This is a genomic window from Mesorhizobium sp. M0174, assembly GCF_040322275.1.
In the GTDB taxonomy this organism is placed as follows: Bacteria; Pseudomonadota; Alphaproteobacteria; order Rhizobiales; family Rhizobiaceae; genus Mesorhizobium.
Genome location: NZ_JAMYTB010000009.1, coordinates 58581 through 74747, shown reverse-complemented (window position 1 = coordinate 74747; position 16167 = coordinate 58581). Strand labels below are relative to the sequence as shown.

Below are 16167 nucleotides of genomic sequence, written 5' to 3'. Positions count from 1 at the left end.
CAGGCTGGATGGTGCGAGACTAGCAGATCAACGGTAACGAAACCGCTAAATGTCCAAACGTAATTAATGTCGAATACGGCTGGAACTCGCCCGGCAACTCTACGTTGGCGCGGGTTTTTGCCGTTGTGGCGGGTGAATTGGGGCAAGATGGATATGGATTCCGGCTTCGCCCACTTCACCGTGCCAGGCGAGGCGTTCGGCCTGCTGCCTGGTGCCAAAGCGCAGTGAAACCCAACCGCCTTGCCCCGGCATGTCACCGCCGGCGCCGACGTCGAGCGCAGCGTCAGGAAAGCGGATGGCCAACAGCGCCTCGTCGCCGCGCAATACCGTGACCGTATCTTCGTGCCGGTCGGCATGGAGGCCGACGGCCAGCTGGAAGACGATCTCGGACTGACGCCCGCCGCCGAGCAGTTGGTCGGTGATGAGGATGCCATCGGCCTGGCGCGCCAAAGTGCGCTGATGCACGACGCCGAAGCGGCTTCTATAGCCATCATGCCGGGCGCTCAGCCTCCAGTGCGGTCCCGGCTCGCTCTCCACCAGCGCTGCGACTGCCTTGTGCGACCAGTTGAAATTTCCAGCGATGGTACTTTGGCTCTTGCCCTCGATGTTCAGCGTGTTGTGCGCTGGTGTGGAGCGGAACCAGTCGCGCCATGCGCCTCCCGAACCGTAGAGCCAGGTGGCTGGATCGACCAGCACCGGCTCACCGTCGATGCACAGGGTGAGCGACAGCGCGTCGGCATGGCCGTGCGCCGCTATCGAGAGATATCCGAGCGGTCCATGGTCGAACGTCAGTTCGACATTGCGGCCATTCATTGCCCCGCGCCAGACTGAGAGCCCGCCTTGCGCGAATGTCTGCAACCCATGCACCGCGGGAGCCGGACCCGACGGCGTACCAAAGAAAAGCGAACGAAAGTCGTCGGGCTCCGGCGCGTTGCCCGGCGTCCCCAGTAAGCCTTGGATGGCGGACGCGACGGATCGGATATAGTTCGGCTCGTCCCCCAGCTTCAGCACGTGGCCCTCATCGTCGTCGCCGAAGCGGGCGGCTTTCTGTGGCAGCCAGCCGACGAAATTGGCGAAGGCGCCCAGACGCGCTTCGACAGCCGAGGGAAACGGCGTTCCCGCCTGGCGTGCCGCGGCGGCGCACAGCAAGATGAGTTCGGCGCTGAAGGCTGCATAGGTCGGTGTTTGCTCGGCACCTGCGCCATCGGCAAGTATCTGCTTGTGCGTCTCATTCAGGAGGGCGCCGCGGGCGATTTCGGATCCGGCCCCGAGCGCCAGGCCGGCCAGATATTCGCCGGCCAACTCTGCGACGAGATGGTTGTTGGCGGAGGAATATCGCGACGGAAACCGCGGCAGCCAATAGGCGCTTGCCGCGAGTATCTCACCAGCTTTCCGCAGCGTCACTGGGTCAAGCTGGTCGCCGACGAGGTCCAGGGTGACGATCAGGCTGATGGCCCGCAGCGCTACTTCGATGCCGGACGCCCAGCCGATGCCTCGGAACGGTGGATTGGCGGAATGCCAACTGCCGATTGCCGCCTCGATGGCACTCCGGGATCGATCGTCCTCGCCGAGGAGCAGGTGTGCAGCCAGTGGCGGCAATTGCTGCAGCCGGTTGATCTCCCAGACATATTTTATATCGCCAAGGTCGCCGCCATGGCGAAAATCGATGTCGAAAGTATGAGCCTCGGGGCCAGGCCAAAGCCTGCCGGTCACCGGATCAAGACGCCAAAGCTCGGCAGGAAACAACAGTTCGGGCTCACGCTTTGGCCATGTCCGCCCGAGTGCAGAAAACCGGCCCTGAAGCATCTCTTGCGCGGCCGCCGCTATGGCTTGCCGTTGGGCGTCGGTCGCTGCCAGCGCAGCATGGCGAAATCCGGGCAGCACTGGGTGCAACCGCGGCGATGGATAGCGCTCCCACCCATCATCGCGGCGGCGCGACGCGATCCTTCGACGTTGCTCGCCCAGCCGGTGCAGCACCTCGGCCGGTCCCATGCTGCGCAATCGGTTGATGTACCAGCCGATTCTCATGCACGCCCCGTCAACGTTTCGGTCGTTGTATACCATGCCGTCGAAAAGCTGCGCGCCGGCAATCTTCTTTCCCGTTCGTTGCGGTTAATATCTCCGGCGACCATACGGAGAGAGCGATGCGAAAAGCGGCGTGTGTTGTTGCCTGGGTGCTCGCCTTGCTTGTGGCTGCCGACGCACCGCCCATCGCTCTCAAGCGCGGCGTTGGCGTGCATCAGTGGCTCAACTGGTCGCCGGTGGAAAAAGACGGAACCTACGTTTGGCCGCCCTATCGCCGCGAAAAGGAGTGGCTTGCGGAAAGCAGGCCGCTCACCGACTGGCCGTCCGGGGAGGTGTTCGCCCACATCCGATCGATGGGCTTCGACTTCGTCCGGCTGAGCGTCGATCCCGGCCCGCTGCTTGCCAGCGAGGGCGCCAAGCGGCAACAGGCGCTGGACATACTTGCCGCCGCCGTCGAGCGGATCACGTCGACCGGCCTCAAGGTGGTTTTCGACCTGCATGGCGTCACTCAGGTTCCCGACTACAGCATGGAGATGATCTATGGCGGCGCCGACAGCGAGGGCGTTGCCCGCTATCGTCAAATGGTTGTGGCGGTCGCCGCCATGCTGGTCAAGATAGGCACCGACAAAGTCGCCCTCGAACCTTACAACGAGCCCGCATACTACCCTTGCGATGCGAGCGGCAGCGATGACTGGCAGCGGATCATGGCAGGGACCGTCCACGACATTCGAGCGGTCAGCAGTGAACTTACCATCGTTGCAACCGGCGCCTGCGGCGGCAGCATTGCCGGATTGGTCAACCTCAGCCCCGGCTTTGATGACCCAAACCTCTATTACAGCTTCCATATGTATGAGCCGCACAGCTTCACCCACCAGCGGCCCGATGACACAATCAGCTTTGCTTCGGGACTTCCCTGGCCGGCCGACAGCAGTACACCCGAAGTGGTGACCGAAACCCTTAGAGCGCGGATGGAGGCTGCCGGCTTGAGCAGGGTCGAGCAGGTCATGAACATGGCCACCGCGCGCCAAGCAATCGCGAGGTATTTCGAGCAGAACTGGGGCCAGAGCCAACTGGAGGCGAGCTTTCGCCAGGCTGTCGACTGGGCTGAAGGCCATGGCATCCCCAGTCGGCGGCTCTTCATGGGCGAATTCGGCGCTATCCTCATGTCCGCGGACGGCCGCATGGGCGCCTTTGAGGCCGACTGTTCGCGCTATCTTAAGGCAGTGCGCGGAGAGGCCGAACGCTTTGCGATCCCATGGTCTGTCTGGGAGTTCTCCAATCCCTATGGGATGAGCCTCATCCTGCCCGATGGCCCCCCGGTACCCGACCCGGAGATGCTGCAGGCATTGGGCCTGCCATAGGTGCCGTCACTCGCCCTCACCAGCGAACAACCGGTGGCAACCCCTGACCGCCAGGCTCCATCGAGGATGGCCCGTGGCAGCTTTCTCCCGGTCGGGTTGTGTCGGCACGAAGTGTTTAACACATTTGTTGTACTGAAGTGAGGAATGCGCGCGCCTAGGGGGAACAATGTGTGGAATTGCCGGATGGATCGGTCGAAGGGCTAAAAATCCACAAGAGCGGGCCGCCAGAATGTCAAACGCATTGCGGCATCGCGGTCCCGATGCCGAAGGCACCGAGATATTGGACCTGAATACCGGCGAGCAACAATTGGCATTGGTCCATCGCCGCCTGGCGATCATTGACTTGGCGCCTGAGTCAAATCAGCCGATGCAGATTGAGGACGGCCGTCTCAAAATAATTTTCAACGGAGAGATATATAACTACATCGAGTTGCGCCAGGAACTGATCGGCCTTGGCCATCAATTTCGAACGCGCTCCGATACCGAGGTGCTGCTCCGAGCCTACGATCAGTGGCGCTTGTCAATGTTCGACCGGCTGAGCGGCATGTTCGCCTTTGCACTCTGGGATGCTCAGAGGCAGGAATTGATCCTCGCCCGGGATCCCTTCGGGGAAAAGCCGCTTTACCTCATGCAAAGCGAAAAATTGCTGCTGTTTGCCTCGGAGATCAACGCATTGCTGTCATCGCAGCAAGATGCTCAGGAACTGGATCTGGATGCCGTGCACGAGTATCTGAACTGGCGTTATGTGCCCGGACCGCGCACGCTTTTCAAACAGATCCGCAAGCTCAATCCCGGAAGCTATGCTGTCTGGTCGCAAGGGGTAGTCAAGGAAACGCGCTACTATACGCCTCCGGACCAGGCGGCCCTGACCGAGCGGATCGACGGAAAAACCGCCAAGCGGCGATTTCTGGAACTGCTCGACCATTCCGTCGAGATCAGGATGCGCAGCGATGCACCTTTTGGGGCCTTTCTCTCCGGAGGGCTCGACTCCTCGGCTATCGTCGCGCTGATGGCCAGGCACAGCGCCACGCCCATTCGCACATTTTCTGTCGGGTTCGACGACGCAGCCTATAGCGAATTTGCATTCGCCCGGCGCGTTGCCGATCATTTCAAGACCGATCATTGCGAACTTGTAATCCAGCCAGGCGATCTGATGGATCACCTGCCGGCGATGGTTCGCCAACGCGGGGCACCTGTTTCGCAAAGCAGCGATATTCCAATTTACCTGATGTCGGAGCGAGCCTCGCAAGACGTCAAGATGGTGCTCACCGGCGAAGGAGCCGACGAGATTCTCGGCGGCTATCCCAAGCATCGCGCGGAATCACTGGCCGGGATCTACCAGTCGCTTGTCCCAGCCTCGCTGCACGATAACGTCCTTTCCCCTGTGGTACGCGCGATGCCGGGCGCGTCGGCCAAGGTCGATACGTTTGCCCGCACCGCGGGCGAAAGGGACTTTGCCGCCCGGATGGTCTCCTGGTTTGGAGCCGTTTCCGCGCAGCAGCGCGCTTGCCTGATCGGTGCATCCGCAAGTCGCCGTTATGAGCACAATGAGTTTCCGTTCTCGTCAAGCGCTGCGGCCTCCCATCTTCGCCGCGTGCTGTTTTTTGATCAGACGTCGTGGCTGCCTGACAATCTCCTGGAACGAGGCGACCACATGATGATGGCCGGTTCAATCGAAGGAAGAATGCCGTTCCTCGATCGCGACCTGGTTTCATTCGTCAGCAAATTGCCCGATCGCTACAGGCTGGGTTGGTTGCATAGCAAGCAGATCCTGCGCGACAGCATGGCCAATATCCTCCCGGAGGAAATTCTCAGCCGCCGCAAGGTCGGGTTCAAGGTACCGGTCGCCGAATGGTTTCGCGGATCGATGAGGAACTACGTGCATGACCATCTTTGCTCGCCTCACTCCGTCATTCGCAGCTATCTGAGTCCGAAACAGCTTGATCAAATCGTCTCCGAACACACCACGCGTGCCGCCGACCACGAAAAGCTGATATGGGCGCTGTTGAATTTGGAGATATTCCACCGCGAATTCAGGCTCGAAGCACCGCCGCGATCGTCGGCCTCAGCCCTTGACCGGTTGACGGCTTGACGCGGCCGACCGCCAGACGTCGCAGATTGCGCCGACAAACGGGGCGAGCTCAAGCCGTTCCCGATGCACGGCCATGGCACCGGCACCAAGCCTTGCCCTCAGTGCCGGGTCCTCCACGAGGCAGCTCAACGCGTCGGTCAACGCTGTAACATCGCCTGGCGGCACCAGCAGCCCGGATTGCCCGTCGGTGATTATGTCTTCGACCGCGCCAACCGGGGTCGCCACCACCGCCAAACCGGCTGCCATGCCTTCGATCACCGACATCGGCAGATTTTCGGCGAAGGAGGGAAGAACCAGAATATCGGCCGAAGAAATCAGCGATGCGACATCGTCAGGTCCCACCCAACCTGGAAAGGCGATCCGGTCTGCAATCCGCAGCGCGGCTGACTTTGTCCGTGCCGCCTCGACTTCGCCATCGCCGGCAATCGTGGCGCGCCAATTCTTGACAGGGCTCATGCGGTGCAGTGCCTCCAGCAATTGCGGTACGCCCTTGCGGTCGCCGATGCGGCCCAGGAACAGGATATGCACATGGTCGCCGCCGCCGACATGCGCCAGCGGCGGGACTTCGGTCGCATTGGGCACGATCACGATATTACCGGCTGCGCCCGGCGCCCGGCTGGCGACGAAATCGCGCCAAAGCCGACCCAAAACGATCACCCGATCGGCATGCTCGAACAAAGCTTTGATACGGCGGCTTATGAAACCGCGGTCGGCTTTCCAGAATGTCTGATACTGCGCCCCGTGCAAATGCAGGACATAGGGTATCGACAGCAGCCGTGCCCAGGCGGCGATCACCATCTTTCGGTAGGTGCTGCCGGAAACTGAGATATTGATGTGAATGACATCGGCACGTCCAGCCACACGCGCTTTAAGCATCCGTAAGCAAAAGCCGAGCATATAGAAGATCGAAAGTCCGACATGCCCCGGGCCACGGCTGGCAAGGAAGCACACATCGATGTCGGCGATTTCTTGCCGTTCGAACTCCTGCTTCAGCGCCCCCATGATGCGGTCGATGCCGCCCTGCCCCGAAACGCCCGACGGCGTCGCGACCAGGACATGTATTTTTCGATCGGATATGAGGCGCTGCAACATGATGGTACCCTAAATAACACAGACTGGGTAACTGCAAAGCAAACGTTCCCAATAAGGTTTACGGCAAATCTTTTAGTTCAAACTGAATCTGTTCACCCTTCGCCGTCATCGCGCTGGATTTTCCGCCAGTCGGCGGCTAGTCGAAGGTGAGTTTTCCAGGGACACGCCCTTGCTGCTCCGTTCCACGCTCATTTATGCTCCGGCGATCCTGCTGACGCGAATTTCGGCGCTGCTCCTGCTGGTCGTCGTGACGCGTTTGATCGACCAGACCGAGTATGGCCTGCTCACTCTGGTGGTGACCGTCGGTGAAATGACCGACATTGCCGTCACCAACTGGCTGCGCATCGCCTTGCTCAGGCTTGGCGGCAAGGGCGAGGTCAGCCGCGGCAGCCTGATGCTGGCGGGGCAGGTGTTGCTTGCGACCACGGCCCTGGCGCTGGTCATATCGGTAGGCGCGTCGGCGGTGATCGTGCCTGAACGCTGGGTCGAGTTCGCGATCGCGGTCTGCGGCTATCTGGTCGCTGGGTCCATCAGCCGCTTCGCCTTGACGGTGCTGCAGATGCAGCAGCGCCATTCGGTCTATTCGATGCTAGAAGCCCTGCGTGCCTTGCTGCAACTCGCGTTACCGATCGGCGCTATCCTTGTCTTTCAGGACAGCTTTCTGACGGTGTCGCTCGGTTCGAGCCTCGGCGCCTTGATTGCCGGCATCGTGGCGGGGATCATGGCATCCCGACGCGTCGTTACCGGTCCGCCGCGTTTCACCCACAGAGACTTCTTTGCGCTCGGTGTGCCGCTGATCATCATGGCGCTGGTTGGGTTCGGGCTCAACAGCGCGGAGCGTCTGTTCCTCAAGTTCTATTACGATGCCAGCGCCGTGGCGATTTTCGCCGCGGCCTATGCGCTGGCCCGCCAACCGATCGATATGGTCGCCAACGCCATCAACATGGGCGCCTTTCCCGAGGTGGTTAGCCGCTTCGACGAGGACGGGCCCGCGGCATCGGGTCGGTTGCTGTCGCAGTTGATGGCCTTGATGATGCGGCTTTGCCTGCCTATTGCAGCGATGCTGGTCGCGCTCAGCGGCAATATCACCGAGCTCATGCTGCCCTCGCAATATCACGGCCGCTTCGGCCTGCTGTTTCCAATCATTGCCTTCAGCGTGCTGTGCGCCAACCTCACCAGCTTCGTCTATGGCGTCGTGGTGCACGCGCACAAGCGGCCGTGGCTGCTGATCATCGCCAACCTCTTCGGCTCGGTGGCAACAATCGCATTGTCCCTGCTGTTGATCCCCCCGATGGCCGAGATCGGCGCGGCTTTGGCGCTTGCGGGCGGCTCGGTAGTGGGCTCCATAACCTGCATTGTCATCAGCGAGCGGCTCACGCCGGTGCCGGTGCCGTGGCGCGACATCGGTGTCTCGGTAATCATCTCGCTCAGCACGGGGGTGGCCGCCAAGCTTGCCAGCATGGTGGCCGGCGACGTGCCGGCGATCTTCTCGCTTGTCGCCGGCGGCACCGCCGGCGCTGCGGTCTTCTTCGGGCTGACCTCGTTGTTCCATCCTGTAGCAGCGACGCAATTCGTCGCCCAGCTGCGGGCGCGGCTGCGGATCGCGTAAGGGGAAGTCCAGGGCCGAGGCCTGTTTGTGAGGGAACGCGAATCTATAAACCGGCGTTTCGGCGCCAGCGACGCTCCCAGAACTCCCGGCAGAGCAGCCCGGCATAGGCAGTGTTGGTATCGTAGTAGCGGCGCCACAAGCGTCGCGGCTCCTGGACGACGCGGAACAGCCACTCCAGGCCGGCCGCTTGTATCAGCCTCGGCGCACGGGCAACCTTGCCGCCATAGACGTCGAAACTGCCGCCCACGCCCATCACGAAGCTTGGGGCGAGTTCATCGCGGTAGCGTTTGAGAAAGCGTTCCTTCCGCGGTGTCGGCATGGCCACCAACAGGCAGTCGGCATCCGAGGCGTTGATCGCCGCGACGATCCCGGCCTCGTCCTCCGGCTTGAAATAGCCGTTGCGCGTTCCCGCTATGCTGAGGCTCGGATGGTCATTGGCAAGTCTCGCTACGACCGCATCGAGAACGTGCTGTTCGGCCCCCAGCAGATACGGCCTGAATCCACGCATCGCGCAGAGGCTCAGCAGATTGATCATGATGTCGACGCCCGCCACCCGCTCGGGCAACGCGACGCCGCACAAACGCGCTCCCCAAAGCACGCCGATGCCATCGACATTGACCACGTCCGCCCCGGCCACGTCGTCGCGCAGTTCGGCATTCTGGCGCATGGTCACCAGCTTGGCGACGTTCACCACCACATGATGCAGCGGCCGCCGCAGGGTCATCGCCTCTTCGGCGATGGCCAGCGTCTCTGCCATGGTCAGCGCATGGATAGGTGCGCCAAGGAACTCCCGGCGCCGTGATGCCAAAAGGGAATGCTGCGCCCATGCCGGGGCGTGCGCGTTCATGCGGCCTGCTCCCTTGCAAGCGGCACTTGTGCGATCTCTGGTTTCTTGCCTTCGATGCGGGCGTCCGGCTTGCGCGCCTTGCGCCACGTCCACAGGCCCCTCGTATCGACGAGCTTCTTGTCCTTGAGCGCTTCGGGGTCGACCAGATTGAATTGCCGATGGTCGACCAGGAGGACGACGATATCGGATTTGTCGATGGCCGAAAGTGCATCGGTGAACACGATGCCCCTGCCCTCGAGCTCGTGCGGCAGCGCATTTGTGTTAGGTTCAGCCGCAATGATCTTCACATTGGGGATATCGGACAGAAGCTTCACCACTTCGACGGCCGGGCTCTCGCGCAAATCGTCGATGTTGGCTTTGAAGCTGAGGCCAAGACAGGCGATCGTCTGTTTGCGGGAGGGATCGAGCAAGGCCTCGATATCCCTGACCACCGACATGGGCCGCTCGGAATTGATCCGGCGTGCCGAAGCCATCAGCCGCGTGCTGTTGGGTGCGGCATCGATGATAAAATATGGATCGACCGCAATGCAGTGACCGCCAACGCCCGGGCTCGGCTGGAGGATGTTCACGCGAGGGTGCCGATTGGCGAGATCGATCACTTCCCATACATTGAGCGACAGATCCTGACACACTGCGGCAAGCTCGTTGGCAAAGGCGATGTTGACGTCGCGGAATGCGTTCTCCGTCAGTTTCACCAGCTCAGCACTTTCGGCCGTTGTCATGAACAGGTCGCCGGTGACGAAGGTCGAATAGAGTGCCGCGGTCCGTTCCGACGATTTGCGGGACAATCCACCGATCGAGCGATCATTGTTGATAAGCTCGGTCAGCACCTTTCCCGGCAGCACGCGCTCGGGCGAATAGGCGACCAGCACATCGGCGTCTTCGCCATGCTGGACAGGAAATTTGAGATCGGGCCGCAATTCGGCAAGCAGCCCGGTCATGATCCGCGTGGTTCCGACCGGCGATGTCGACTCCAATACCACAAGGTCTCCCCGCTTCAGCACTGGGGCGATGCTTCGTGCCGCCGCGAGCACGTAGGTCACGTCCGGCTTATGGTCGTGGGTCATCGGGGTCGGCACAGCGATGATATAGGCGTCCGCCGGCTGCGGCGTGCTGTAGGCCATGAGCTTGCCGTTCGCCACGACCTTCTGGATCAGACCGTCAAGGTCTGGCTCGACGATGTGGATTTCGCCGCGGTTGACCTTCTCGACCACCGCTCCGTTGACATCGACGCCAATGACGTTGAGCCCGCGGCTGGCGAAAATGGCGCAGGTCGGCAGGCCGATATAGCCCATGCCGATTACGGAAACGGTTTTGATTTCAGCCATGATGCAGCAGTTCCTCAACAATCCGGTTACTGGCCCGGCCATCGCCATATGGGTTGTGTCGTTCCGCCATGCCGCGATAGGCAGCCTGATCGTCGAGCAGGCGATTGGCGTTGAACAGGATTTTCTCGACATCGGTGCCGACAAGACGGGCGGTGCCGGCCACGATCCCCTCGGGTCGCTCGGTATTTTCGCGCATTACCAGCACCGGCTTGCCGAGTGAAGGCGCTTCTTCCTGCACGCCACCGCTATCGGTAAGCACCAGATAGCTCTGCTTCTGCAGGTACAGGAACGGCAGATAGTCCTGCGGCTCGACCAGGTGGATGTTCGGCACGCCTTCCAGCTCTGCGTTGACCACTGAGCGCACATTGGGGTTTGGATGGACAGGGTAGACGATCTGCACGTCTCCGCGCGCCGCCAATCCCTTCAACGCCGTACAGATGCGCTGGATGCCGCCGTCGAAATTCTCGCGGCGATGGCCGGTGACGAGGATCATCTTCTTGGAAGGGTCGAGGAAAGGGAAGCGGGCAGCGAGCTTCGCGTTCATCAGCCTGTCGGCATCGATCGCGCTTGAAAAATGCAACAGTGTATCGATCACCGTGTTACCGGTCACAAAGATGGTGCTTTCGGCTTTTCCTTCGGCGATGAGGTTGTCGCGCGCCTGAACGGTCGGCGCAAAATGCCAGGTGGCGATGTCGCCGGCAATCTTGCGGTTCAGTTCTTCAGGAAACGGCGAGTTGACGTTGTGGCTGCGCAATCCTGCTTCGACATGAGCGACCGGGATACGCTTGTAGAAGGCAGCCAGAGCCGCGGCCATCGCCGTGGTGGTGTCGCCCTGCACCATGACGATATCGGGCTTGGCCTTGTCCAGCACCTCGGCCATGCCAAGGAGCACGCGCGAGGTCACGTCGAACAGCGACTGGCCGGGTTGCATGATGTTGAGATCGTGATGCACAGGCAGGCCGGTCAGCTCGACAACCTGGTCGACCATTTCGCGATGCTGGGCGGTTATGCATATTTCGGTGATGAAGCCTGGATGAGCAAGGGCGGCGCGCGCCACTGGAAAGCATTTGAGTGCCTCCGGCCTCGTGCCGAACACGATCAGCAGTTTCTGCCTCGATGGCAGTTTTGGACGTGAAAGGACGTTCATCGCTGATCCTGGTCGCCTGCAGCCTTCGGGACATGCCGACTATTGCCCGCACGAGCTATAATAGCGTCGAGAAGCGCCTTCGTGATCTCAATTCTTAATATATGATTAACAACCAAGGCCGCGTTCTCCCGGCTTAACTCTTGTGAAAGGTTGGGCTGACAAGTAGTCTACGGTAGTAGTCTTGAAAAAGAATATATTGGATTGACTAATATTTTAATCATCGGCCACGCCGACGCATCCCGGCGCTGGGAAAATGAGCTTCTGGCGCGGTTGAGTGCGGCTGGACATGCGGTTTCGAGTAGCCGCGCGCCGACGCCTGAACCCAATGCGCGCGGAATGGATAATGTGCTGGCGCTCGAGGGCCGGCGCTTCGGCCCCTCATTGGCAAGCCGTTCCGAGCCGTTGCGATCCGGCGATACCGGCCCAGTCGATCTTGTAGTCGATCTTACCGCTATCGCCGCCCGACGGGGCACGCCTGTCCTGACGCTCGAATTTTGCGGCCACAGCAGCTTTGCCGCGGGCATGACCGAGATGCTGGCGAGCGGGCGGTTGCCCGAACTCACCGCGCGCCTCGACGGCGTTGCCGTCGCCAGGGCGCGGCCGATGATCAGCGATCGGCTATGGCTCTCCCGGACCAGCAACGACCTGCTCGCCGGCGCCATCTCCCTGATCGCCCAATGTGTCGCCCGCTTTTCCGCGGGCAAACTTGCGCCGATTATTGAGAGCCCGGCGCCGCCCCTGCAGAAAGGCGGATTTATCAGGCACTATCTGCCCTTTTTCGGCAGGGGAATGGTCGACCGCGCGGTGCAAAAACTGCGACGTGGTCGGCGCCCCTTCTATTGGCAGGTTGCTTACCGGCTGATCGACGGTCCAGGCGTCGCCGAGACCGGACGACTCGACGGTAAGCCGTTCACCGTGCTTGCCGATGACGGGCAGCGCTTCTACGCCGATCCGTTCGTTCTCGAGCGCGACGGCCGCCATTTTCTGTTTGTCGAGGAATTTCCCTATGCCACGGGCCGCGGCGTGATTTCGGTAGCCGAACTCGACACCGACGGCACTTTCGGCGTGCCGAAGGTGGTGCTGGAGGAAGCACACCACCTGTCATATCCGCAGGTGTTCGCTCGCTCCGGCGAGATTTTCATGATCCCGGAAAGCGCTACGGCGCGCGAACTGGTGCTCTACCGTGCCGTGCAGTTTCCGGATCGCTGGGTACGCGATACGGTGCTGATGACGAACAGGGATTTCAACGACGCCACGCTGCTCGAATCCGACGGCCGCTTCTGGCTGTTGGGGACTGAGCGGTTCGGTCACGGTAGCGCGTCTGACACGATGGCGGTCTATTCCGCCCCGGCGCTGCGTGGGCCGTGGGCTGCGCACGCGCTCAATCCCGTCGCGGTCGACCACTCCGCCACTCGGCCGGGCGGCGCCTTTATCCGCCAGGAGGGCTCGCTGCTGCTGCCGGTGCAAAACGGCTCAAGAGCCTATGGTGGCGGCCTGGGGTTAATGCGACTGGATCGGCTTGATGATTTCGATATCCGTTTCGAACTGCCCCGCCCAATCGATCCGGGGCCGGCATGGGCCCGCGCGGGCATTCACACGCTCAACCGCGCGGGACGTGTCGAGGTCGTGGACAGCGCCGGCTGACCGGATTTGAGGCCCGTGCTTAACGAGATCCAGCCGGCTTCAATGCCGCGACCGAAGACTGGTCCCTGTAGGCAAGCAGCAACACCACGATGATCGTCATGTCCGGCGTTTTTGACGAAAGCGCGTTGTTCGACAGCGCAGCAAGCAAGAACGTTATGGTGCCGATCCATGCCGGCAGCGGCGCCCCTCGCAGCAGCCGGAAGACAAACCAGAATATCAGCGCTGTAAACAGCAGGGCTATGGGCAGGCCGAAGAGCAAGATGATTACCACAGGCGCGCTTTCGATGTAGGGCAGATGCAGCTTCTGCCTGACGATCGCCAGCAGGTCGTCAACGTTCATGCCGAACAGGATGTCGTTCCAGCTGACTAGTCCGAACACCTGGTAAATGGTCACCCGGGCCATGAAGTTTTCGTCGAAGATGGTGTTGCTGAACCGATTCAGCAGACCGCCCGCAAACAGTACAGCTACGAGCACCGCACCACCGGCGACGGTGAACATCAGTACGACAAATTTGGCCTGCCGCTCGTATTTGAGCGATAGGCCCGGCCAGGGCACGAACAGCAGCAGAATGAGGATTTCCGCCGTCGCGAGCATCAGCGCAGCGCGAGCGCCTGACGCAGCGCAACCGATGAATAACAGCAAGATCGCCATCACCCGCGCCCAAATGCGCCAGTGCGTCAGCGGCACAAATCCGATGGTCGTGGCGCAGAGCGCGCCCAGTGCCAGCGGATGAGCCGACAGGCCAGTTGGCCTGAATTGCAGTTCGTTCAAGCCATAGGGCAACAACCGATGTTGAGTCACCGCCTCGATGGTGCCGATGACAGCGCTCAGGACCGCCATTCCAAGCACGACGTCTCCCAACGCCCGCCGCACCTCTGCATTCAATGCCAGCATCAGCAGGCCTGTGGCGCCGGCCACCAGATAGGTATCGATGATGAAGCCGGAGGAGCCCGCACGGCCGGTAACGAACAAATAAGGCACCAGCGCGAACATCAGCACCGAATAGCGGATCAACGCCTTGAATATTCCAATTTCATCGCCGTGCAGCAAAAACGGCCGGCTGAAAAGAACGATAGGAAGCAGTAGGATGATCGCATAGGTGCCGAAATGCAGCTTTTCGTAGAACGAGCCTCCCTGGGCCGTATAGTCGACGACCATGTTCATCACTTGCGGCGACACCGTAAAGCGAAGCAGGAGCGCGAACGCTGCACATAGGAAAAACAGCAGCGACAGCGCGTTCTGACGGCGCGCTCGACTGGACAACACTCGTTCCGAAGTGGCAGCGGGATAGCTCATGGCCCATCCAAATGGCGATATTCGAACGGCATTCTGGGCAACGAATCCCTTCAGCGTCCGCCAAGCGGACCGTGTGAACGGCAAAATGGGCCAACTTGGAAAATAAGATGTTAACGATGTTTCTGTAGAGCAGGCCAAGCGTAATGATTTAACAAGGGTTGTCACCATGCCTGCCGGTTCCGGCACACCCCCTATCTCCGCGACGGCTTCCAATAACAGTGCATTCGAGCGTATTGCCAATGCACGGCGCAGGGCATTGCTGCAACAGCATGGCCCAGTCGCGGCGCTAAGCTCCGCACCGGTGACGCCGCAACCTCCGGAGCCTGTCGCCACGGTGACCCTGGACAAGATCGGCGATTTTCTCGAGCTCGATTTTCGACGCCTGTTCGTCTGGCTGCGGGCCGGCCTCGCCCTGGCGTTCATGCTGGCGGTAATCGGCGGCATTGTCGGCGGCGCCTATGCATTGCTGAGCAAGCAGCGTTACACCGTCACGACGGAGGTCCTCATCAACCCTTCCAATTTGCAGGTTGTGGAAAACGACCTCTACTCGCAACCGGGCCAGGTCGATAGCCAGCTGCTCAGCACACGCAGCAAGCAGCGTATCCTGACCTCGGGCAACGTGCTTTCCCGTGTGGTGGACGAACTGAATCTGACTCACGATCCGGAATTCTTCGATCCGGACCGGAGCACATCCTCGTCCGGCGCTGTGGCGAAGCCCGACCCGAGGCTCATCGCCTTGAAGAACCTGGCGGACCGGGTAGACGCCATCGCGGATCCGACCTCGTTTGTCACAACCCTCTCGGTATCTGCGGAAACCACCGCCAAGGCGATCCTGATCTCGCAGGCCATAGTCAAAAACTTCCAGGAAGAACTGGCTAAGGCGGAAGCTGCCGGCGCCAGCCGTGCCGCGGCTGCCCTTGACAGCCGGCTTGGCCAACTCAAGAGCGACGTGCAGGCAGCCGAAGAGAAGGTCGAGAGCTACAGGCGCAGCCACAACCTGTCGTCCAGCAATGGGCAGCTCGTCAGTTCGCAGACGCTGACGCAGCTCAATGGCGAAATCGTCGATGCGCAATCGCGTGTCATCGCCGCGCAGGCAAGCTACGACGCCCTGGTTGCCTCCGGTATCAACGGGGCCAATCCCGACCCCACGGTTTCGGAAGCGCTCGCGGCGCTGCGCGACAGGTCAAACAGCCTGCGGCAGCAGATCGATTCACAGTCGATGACCTTCGGTCCGCGCCACCCGACGATTGTCAGGCTCAGGACGGAACTCGAGACCGTCAACTCGCAACTCCGGGCCGAGTTCTCCCGCACCATCGGCACGGCAAAGGCCAGCCTGGACAAGGCCAAGGCCTCGTTGGCTTCTCTCAACGCGAGGATGAACGATCTGAAGAGCAATGTATTCACCGACAGCGAATCCGAAGTCGCCCTGCGTGAACTTGAACGCGATGCCGCCTCGAAGAGAGCGGTCTATGAGAGCTTCCTGTCACGTGCGCGCCAAATCAGCGAGCGCGAGCAGATCGACACCACAAACGTACAGGTGATTTCGACCGCGGTGCCCCCGCCAGCGCGCTCATGGCCCCCGCGCACTGCCCTGGTGGCAGGCGCAGGAGCGTTCGCAGGCTTTGCCCTGGGCATGCTGCTGGCCATCGGCATGGGCATCATCCGCGACATGCGCCGGCCGCCGAACCGATCAGGCCTTGCCGCCAGCCGAGCCTGAAGCAAGGC

11 protein-coding genes are annotated in these 16167 nt (G+C 61.3%); 5 read left to right on the top strand and 6 right to left on the bottom strand.

The features are described 5' to 3' along the window. Positions 1-99: 99 nt before the first annotated feature. The gene (locus NKJ13_RS19630) at positions 100-2028 is read right to left on the bottom strand and encodes a heparinase II/III family protein (protein WP_352737331.1); all 1929 of its coding nucleotides are present in this window, start codon (positions 2026-2028) and stop codon (positions 100-102) included. Positions 2029-2144: 116 nt separating this feature from the next. On the opposite strand from NKJ13_RS19630, the gene NKJ13_RS19625 reads away from it, so the two are divergent. Beyond that, positions 2145-3386, top strand: a complete 1242-nt coding sequence (locus NKJ13_RS19625; RefSeq protein WP_352778030.1) for a glycoside hydrolase family 5 protein — start codon at positions 2145-2147, stop codon at positions 3384-3386. Between the two features lie 166 nt (positions 3387-3552). Beyond that, positions 3553-5478: an asparagine synthase (glutamine-hydrolyzing) gene (gene asnB / locus NKJ13_RS19620; RefSeq protein ID WP_352507201.1), complete on the top strand. Its 1926-nt coding sequence runs from the start codon at positions 3553-3555 to the stop codon at positions 5476-5478. Here the strand turns inward: asnB and NKJ13_RS19615 are convergent. Next, positions 5452-6570, bottom strand: coding sequence for a glycosyltransferase family 4 protein (locus NKJ13_RS19615; RefSeq protein ID WP_352507202.1), 1119 nt, complete (start codon positions 6568-6570; stop codon positions 5452-5454). The genes asnB and NKJ13_RS19615 overlap by 27 nt on opposite strands. Before the next feature lie 169 nt (positions 6571-6739). Here NKJ13_RS19615 and NKJ13_RS19610 point away from each other — a divergent pair, with 169 nt between their 5' ends. Continuing rightward, positions 6740-8179, top strand: coding sequence for a lipopolysaccharide biosynthesis protein (locus NKJ13_RS19610; protein WP_352507203.1), 1440 nt, complete (start codon positions 6740-6742; stop codon positions 8177-8179). Between the two features lie 43 nt (positions 8180-8222). On the opposite strand, the gene NKJ13_RS19605 is transcribed toward NKJ13_RS19610, so the two are convergent. From NKJ13_RS19605 to wecB, 3 genes are read right to left on the bottom strand one after another with little or no spacing between them, the layout of a single operon-like run. Further along, positions 8223-9026: a WecB/TagA/CpsF family glycosyltransferase gene (locus NKJ13_RS19605; protein ID WP_352507204.1), complete on the bottom strand. Its 804-nt coding sequence runs from the start codon at positions 9024-9026 to the stop codon at positions 8223-8225. Continuing rightward, a complete protein-coding gene (wecC, locus tag NKJ13_RS19600) occupies positions 9023-10354 on the bottom strand; it encodes a UDP-N-acetyl-D-mannosamine dehydrogenase (protein ID WP_352507205.1) in 1332 nt (443 codons plus the stop codon). The genes NKJ13_RS19605 and wecC overlap by 4 nt, the downstream gene beginning before the upstream one ends. Further along, entirely contained in the window at positions 10347-11501 is a 1155-nt protein-coding gene (gene wecB, locus NKJ13_RS19595; protein WP_352507206.1) for a non-hydrolyzing UDP-N-acetylglucosamine 2-epimerase, read from the bottom strand. The genes wecC and wecB overlap by 8 nt, the downstream gene beginning before the upstream one ends. Positions 11502-12023: 522 nt before the next feature. Between wecB and NKJ13_RS19590 the strand changes: the two genes are divergently transcribed. Further along, complete coding sequence (locus NKJ13_RS19590; RefSeq protein ID WP_352507207.1) at positions 12024-13145, top strand: glucosamine inositolphosphorylceramide transferase family protein; 1122 nt, start codon at positions 12024-12026, stop codon at positions 13143-13145. A gap of 19 nt (positions 13146-13164) precedes the next feature. On the opposite strand, the gene NKJ13_RS19585 is transcribed toward NKJ13_RS19590, so the two are convergent. Continuing rightward, positions 13165-14442: a VpsF family polysaccharide biosynthesis protein gene (locus NKJ13_RS19585; protein ID WP_254819510.1), complete on the bottom strand. Its 1278-nt coding sequence runs from the start codon at positions 14440-14442 to the stop codon at positions 13165-13167. A gap of 166 nt (positions 14443-14608) precedes the next feature. On the opposite strand from NKJ13_RS19585, the gene NKJ13_RS19580 reads away from it, so the two are divergent. After that, positions 14609-16159, top strand: coding sequence for a GumC family protein (locus NKJ13_RS19580; protein WP_352507209.1), 1551 nt, complete (start codon positions 14609-14611; stop codon positions 16157-16159). The last annotated feature ends 8 nt before the right edge of the window (positions 16160-16167 follow it).